The organism is Halanaerobium congolense, from assembly GCF_004366375.1.
Taxonomy (GTDB): domain Bacteria; phylum Bacillota; class Halanaerobiia; order Halanaerobiales; family Halanaerobiaceae; genus Halanaerobium; species Halanaerobium congolense.
Genome location: NZ_SOEF01000029.1, coordinates 1 through 6,439, shown reverse-complemented (window position 1 = coordinate 6,439; position 6,439 = coordinate 1). Strand labels below are relative to the sequence as shown.

Genomic DNA, 6,439 nt, shown 5'->3' with positions numbered 1-6,439 from the left:
CTTCGTCAAAATTATATCCTCCCTGGGGTGGGAAACCGCTTAAATGAGGCATAGCTTTACCATCATAATTTGGTGTAGCTACCTCTAATTCGTCAATATGTATAAAAACAATTTTACCATCTTCATCAAATAACACATTTGCATAAACTTCATTAAAACTGTAGACCTGAGTTCCAGTGTTATCTTTTCCAGGTCCGATACGGCCATTATTAACTAAACCAAAACCTTGGTACAATTCTGAAGCTTCTAGGCTTTGTGTTTCTGCTTCTACTTCTTCAAAGTCTGGTGCTGGGTATTCTTCTGGATTTAAAGCATTATTAACTGCATATACTACAGCTTCACTTGTGTAAGTTGCACCTGAAATTAAATCAACATCTGTTGAATTAGCTTCAATAATTTTTTGTGGAATTTCTTCTAAAGCAGGTGTTCCAATTCCTTCAGTTTCTTTGTCACCATAAGCTTCAACAGAAATTATTTCATCATCTTCAACCTTAACTTCTACTGTTACTTTACCCCCAAAACCTTCAGCTGTTCCTTCTAAAACTTTAGTTTCTGCTGCTGCCGTGAAACTTAAAGTTACAGCCACAGATAAAACCAATAAAATGCTGATAAAACGAGATAAACTTTTCTTCATAATTTTGCCTCCTCTTGATTTTAATTCATGTGAATTTAATAACATTATTTGTTATTATTATAACATAGTTGAGGTAAATGTCAAATATTGAAAACCTAATTTTTTAGTAATTACTTTACTTTTTATTTTAACTTGAATTCGGCAAGTAAAAATACCGAATCCAGTTATGATAGTCTTTAAACAGTAAATCTAGTTCAAATTTTTTTGAATAAAAAAATAGAATCTCCTCTTGGTTTTATGGTAAAATGTTTTTAGGCAAAAAAACCATACCAAAACCAAAAAGGAGATTCTGATATGAGTTTACCACAAAACAACAATAAAATAAATAGTTTTAACGAATTTAATATTCCTGCAAAATTTGACAATAATACAGTTTCCAATGTTCCATCTTTTACTTATCTTGAAGCTGCTAAATCAATTATAGACTTTAAATCTTTGATTTCAGATAATATTAGCTATCGAAAAGCTCCAAATGCTACTTTTCAACCCGCTGATATTATTGATTTTATGGTTGATGGATCTACACTGGGTTATTCTCGTTTTTCTCACTTTGAAAACTTAAGACAGGATGCTGGCTATCTTAAAATTAAAGATTTTAATGTTCCAAGTGAAAAAGTATGCCGAGATCTTCTAAAAGCTCTACCAGAAGAAAGTAGAAATGAACTAAGAAAACTTAATAAAGATCTTCTTTCTCTGATGGCTAAAAACCAGGCTCCCAGAGAAGTGATTCTCGATTTTGATGATACAGTGTGTACTGTTTTTGGCAATCAGGAAGGTTCTGCAAATGGATATAATCCCAGATATAAAGGTAGACCATCCTTTAAAGAAAAAGTAGCAATTATCTCTAAAACTGATGAACTACTTAATCTAACTTTAGAAGAAGGAACACATCACAGCAACCATGAATTTCTTAAGTTTTTAGAATCCTGTATTGAAACTCTTCCTGAAACCTGGTATCTAAAAAGAATCAGAGCTGACAGAGGTTTCTTTGATCAGAAAAACTTCAGATACTGTGAAGATAACGGTATTGAATACATAATCAAAGCTAAAATGCAAAATGGTGTCAAAAAGATTATTGATTATGCTAATGAAAACTCTGATCAATATCCCTGGGTCAAAATCGATAACACTTTTAGTGTTACTGAAATTAGAATCCCACTAAAAAGCTGGGATAGAGAACGGCGCTTTGTTTTGATCAAAAAGTCTCTGCCTAAATGCAACAAAAAAGGACAGATGCTGTTTGAAGAGTTTACCTATGAGTATCAGGCTATCGTCACCAATGTAGACTATCTAACTGCTGAAGAAGTATTTAATGACTACAATCAACGCTGCAATATTGAAAACAAGATCGATGAGCTGAAAGAAGGCTTTGCTTTTGACCAGAACACTCAGATTAATCGCAAATGTAATGAGCTGTATTTACTGATCAAAATGATAGCTTTTAACCTTAATAATTGGTTTAAAAGAACTTTCTTGCCTGAAAGTATGCATCATCATGAGATAACCACGCTAAGAAGAATCTTTTACAAAATAGCAGGTAATATCTGCGGCAGCGGCTGGTACAAACACATCCGCTTTGCCCCAAATAAAATACTGGAAAAAACAATTAAACATCTTAGAACAGCATTAACAGATTTTAGAAAGAAGGTGGTGCTAAATTAAAACCAACAGTACAGTTTAGACTAATTTTTAAGCTATGAAAACCATAGTTTAGTTAAGTGCATCTAAAATCTGGAAGCTGGATAATTATTTAACATTTTGTTCAAATGAAGACTAAATATTTAATTTTAATAGATTGAAATGATTTTTTAACGGCAAAAATCTAAAAAGAACTACTTTAACTTTTTACTTGCCGAATTCAAGTTTAATTATTTTTTATATAATTAAAATAGATTAAAAATCAAAATCATATTTTTGGTAAATTAATCCATTTGCTATATAATCATGTTTATGATAAAATTTAAATATCGTAGATCTTTGGAATGGACAGGACTTACCGGGAGGTATTTAAACTGGATACTAGAACACATAAGATGCTGGCTTATAAAATTCATGATCATTTTGCTAAAAGTGATATCTGGCTTTCTAAAATGGCACTGGCCTGGGGAAGCATGAAGCCTGACTTTATTGATAGAGATATAAGCCACTTTAAAGATGAAACGATGGAAAACTTTTATAAACAATTTGACGACTTAAAGGAAATGAATCCTGACCAGAACCCCTATCGATTTGCAGTTAAATTGGGAGAATTATTTCATTATATTGCAGATTATTTTTGTAGGGCACATAATGATCCAGAGCTTGATCCAGGAACTTTATGGGAAAAGACAGTTCATATTTTTCACGAATGGCAATTAAATCAACATGCTCAAAATCTACATCCAGATTTTTTCAAAAAAGATATAGAAGAAAAATTTGTTTATAGAAATGATTTAAAAACATTTATTGAAAAAGAACATCAGGAATTTTTAGAGAGGGAATACAGTTTTAAAAATGATATTGAATCAGCTTTTAGAATTTGTGTCTTAATGACAAATAAATTGGTATATGAAATGCAGCTTGAAGAAAATTATTCTTTTGCACATGTATTCAATTTAAGACACCGTTTGCTCTATCAAAATGCATAAACTAAATAACAATATTAAAGGAGCCAGTTTAAACTGGCTCCTATTTTTTTGCAGATATTTATTTTTTAGAAATACCACAAAAAACTTAAAAGCTAAAGCGAGACCATTAAAAAGAATTCTGTTTGCTCTACGGGATAAGTCCCAATAAATTAAACTTTGCTAGAATATAATTTAGCACAAAAAGCATGCTATTTATAGGAACACTATTTTTCTTAAAATATACTTCACCAAAGTTTACCTGGAGAGAACCACTAGTTCGAGCTAATTTAATATATGCTTCCTGCTGATAAACTTATAGTTCTTTTTTTACATCCCCCACAATATAATTTGTAATTAAAACAATTATAAAGGAAGCGTTGATAGAATCGTAATTTTTTAGTCTAGCAGACTATTAATCTTGGTATACTTTTAATTTAGCTTAAGCAAACGGTTTTACTTCCGTTCTTTTCTAATTTTTTTTCTTTTAAAATCAATAAACTACTCTCATAAAATATTATTCATTATCTAAAACTTCAATATGATCATCATTATAGCCAACAACAATTAGCTCTGCCATTTCTGCAAAAATTCCATTTTCTACTACTCCTGGCAATTTATTTAATTCTAAACTTATTTTTAATGGATCTTCAATTTTTACAAAATCACAATCTAAAATATAATTCCCATTATCAGTTAAATATATTTCTCCGTCTATTTTTCTAATTTTACTACTGCAGTTAAATTTTTCAATCATACGCTGAGTATACTGCCAACTAAAAGGTGTGAGTTCTACTGGTAAATGAAATGCCCCCAAATGATTAACAAGCTTTGACTCATCAACAACAATGATTAATTTTTCAGTAGCAGAAGCAACAATCTTTTCTCTCAGTAAAGCTCCTCCACCACCTTTAATTAAATTAAAATATGGATCAACTTCATCTGCACCATCAATAGTTAAATCAAGTGATTCTACATCAGCTAATTCTACAAGATCTATTCCTTCTTCAGCTGCCAGTTTAGCAGTTTCTTTAGAAGTAGGTACAGCTTTTATTTTAAAACCATTTCTAACCATTTCACCTACTTTTTTAATAGCATAATAAGCAGTTGAACCTGTTCCTAAACCAATTATCATTCCATCTTCAACATATTCTACTGCCTTTTCTCCAGTTAATTTTTTTGCTTTCATTAAAATTTCTCTCCTTCTAAAAGTTGTTTTAAAAATTTTTGATTGTGACATAAAAAATATATAATATTTGATATAAAAATTATTAAAGATTTTATGATTAGCTAATAAATAATACTAAATGTGATTATCTTATGTTTTTAGAAGGTTCTATAATAAATATCCAATATTTGATAGGAATAAGAATCTTTAAAATTATACTTTTGTTTTAAATTTTTGCTACTAATTTTTAAATTTAAATCATAGATTAACTCTATTATATTTTATAAATTTATATTAAATTATAACTTAAATTACAATGTTAAATTGAACAAACTTTAAGTAATCCAGCATCTATATAGTTATAGGAAGTAGATATGAACTTTTTATTGACTTTTATTTGAGAAACAATATCACGTTTTAACTCGTTTATTACTCTTATTGTATTAGAAGCTCTATTTAAGCGCTTATCAATAGCATAAGCAGACATTCTTTTAGAATGCAATGATGAAATTTGACCACGCTCATAAGCATTTAAATGTTTATTTCTTCGAGGATTTGGTGTATTATTTAAGTAGTCCATAGTGTTTACCCTCCTGTAATGTTTTTATTTTGTGGTGATTCAATTATATTACAATTTGGGCCACTATGGACATTTTTATTAAATTTTTAATTAGTTCAATTTTATTTTACAATTAGATATTTTTTTAAAATGAAAAACCTAAGAAAAAAATTGCAGCTGTAACTGTTGTAGCAATTGCTGCTGCTGGTGGATCAATGTGAGTATCTCCCCAAACGTAACATAGGCGTGCATAAAACTCACCTAAAAATGCACCTAAGATACCGAATATTCCTCCCCAAATAATATTTCCAGTTGCTACTGCTGCTACTGCTGCAGGAAACGCTATGTGATGAGTAACAGGTCCTTCTCCCATAGTTTGAAGAACAATTAGAGATACTGCTGCAATACCGAAAGGTATAAATACAGTGGTTTTTAATCCAATATAACCACCAATAAGTCCAACACCTAAACCAATCATCAATAATTGTGAAAAATTAGTCTGTGAAGGTAACCATGCATTTTCTGCAGATGGATTCCAAAATGAACTACCTTTATCTGAGTTATATGTTCCAAAAATACCTGTTTCACCAAACATTATTCTATGAACTATAGCAGAAATAAATACAGTTAGTGCAACTGTATCAGTCGGTGCCCCAATTGAACCTAATAATTGATTAACAGTCATACCAAAGACACCAAATAATCCCCCAATAAATAAAATATCCCAATTTTTACTAATACCAATTAATGGTTTTCCAACATTTTTGCCGTCTTCAAGTCTTTCTTTTTTAGCTGCATAAGCTGTTGCAGCAGCACCACCTGCAAAAGCAATATGCGGACCGAACATCATACCAAAAGCTACAACATTAGTTATATCTCCAGCACTACCACTCATTGCCAGAGCTTCACCAACTAAAACAAGCAATCCAGTAAAAATAAATGCAAAGTTACCCCCTATAGCCGCACCAAAAAGACCTCCACCAAAAGATGCCAATACCATATTTAAAGTTATACCCATAATCTATCCCTCCTGATTTTATTCATTTTTTTAATAAAAATTTAGTAAAAAGTTAAATGACTAATTTAATATTACACTGCATTTTCAATTATTATTAAATCATTTTTTTAAAAAGAGTATGAGAACAACATATTTATAACTATTTTGAAACAAGAATTATCAATAGATTTACTAAAGTACTAAATAATATCAAAATAATTGAATATGTTGTTCTCAGAGGTGAAAATTAATTAAACTTGAATTCGGCAAGTAAAAATACCGAATCCAGTTATGATAGTCTTTAAACAGTAAATCTAGTTCAAATTTTTTTGAATAAAAAAATAGAATCTCCCTTAAGGTTTGTGGTAAAATGTTTTTAGCACAAAAACCATACCAAAACCAAAAAGGAGATTCTGATATGAGTTTACCACAAAACAACAATAAAATAAATAGTTTTAACAAATTAAATATTCCAGCT

5 protein-coding genes and 1 pseudogene are annotated in these 6,439 nt (G+C 30.0%); 2 read left to right on the top strand and 4 right to left on the bottom strand.

Annotated features, from left to right (window positions below; translation table 11 throughout):
- Nucleotides 1-634 (bottom strand): FMN-binding protein (locus C7954_RS10195; protein WP_166635232.1); only part of this gene is annotated, 634 nt, incomplete at its 3' end.
- A 294-nt stretch (nt 635-928) separates the two neighbouring features.
- On the opposite strand from C7954_RS10195, the gene C7954_RS10190 reads away from it, so the two are divergent.
- Both C7954_RS10190 and C7954_RS10185 read left to right on the top strand, forming a co-directional pair.
- A complete protein-coding gene (locus C7954_RS10190) occupies nt 929-2,296 on the top strand; it encodes an IS1380 family transposase (RefSeq protein WP_089716966.1) in 1,368 nt (455 codons plus the stop codon).
- A 371-nt stretch (nt 2,297-2,667) separates the two neighbouring features.
- Nucleotides 2,668-3,261 carry a zinc dependent phospholipase C family protein gene (locus C7954_RS10185; RefSeq protein WP_134059923.1) on the top strand — a complete coding sequence of 198 codons (594 nt, stop codon included), beginning with the start codon at nt 2,668-2,670 and terminating at the stop codon, nt 3,259-3,261.
- Nucleotides 3,262-3,754: 493 nt separating this feature from the next.
- Here the strand turns inward: C7954_RS10185 and rpiA are convergent, their stop codons facing one another.
- From rpiA to C7954_RS10170, 3 genes and pseudogenes are all read right to left on the bottom strand, one after another.
- On the bottom strand, nt 3,755-4,426 hold the full coding sequence (rpiA, locus tag C7954_RS10180) for a ribose-5-phosphate isomerase RpiA (protein WP_134059913.1): 672 nt from the start codon (nt 4,424-4,426) through the stop codon (nt 3,755-3,757).
- A gap of 361 nt (nt 4,427-4,787) precedes the next feature.
- Nucleotides 4,788-4,985 (bottom strand): annotated as a pseudogene (locus C7954_RS10175) (helix-turn-helix domain-containing protein); the annotation flags it as partial.
- A 124-nt stretch (nt 4,986-5,109) separates the two neighbouring features.
- On the bottom strand, nt 5,110-5,982 hold the full coding sequence (locus C7954_RS10170; RefSeq protein WP_134059911.1) for a DUF7973 family transport facilitator: 873 nt from the start codon (nt 5,980-5,982) through the stop codon (nt 5,110-5,112).
- Between the last annotated feature and the right edge of the window lie 457 nt (nt 5,983-6,439).

Coding starts and splice junctions, on each gene's coding strand:
- C7954_RS10170 (WP_134059911.1), bottom strand. CDS start 5,982: ATGGGTATAACTTTAAATATGGTATTGGCATCTTTTGGTGGAGGTCTT.
- C7954_RS10185 (WP_134059923.1), top strand. CDS start 2,668: ATGCTGGCTTATAAAATTCATGATCATTTTGCTAAAAGTGATATCTGG.
- C7954_RS10190 (WP_089716966.1), top strand. CDS start 929: ATGAGTTTACCACAAAACAACAATAAAATAAATAGTTTTAACGAATTT.
- rpiA (WP_134059913.1), bottom strand. CDS start 4,426: ATGAAAGCAAAAAAATTAACTGGAGAAAAGGCAGTAGAATATGTTGAA.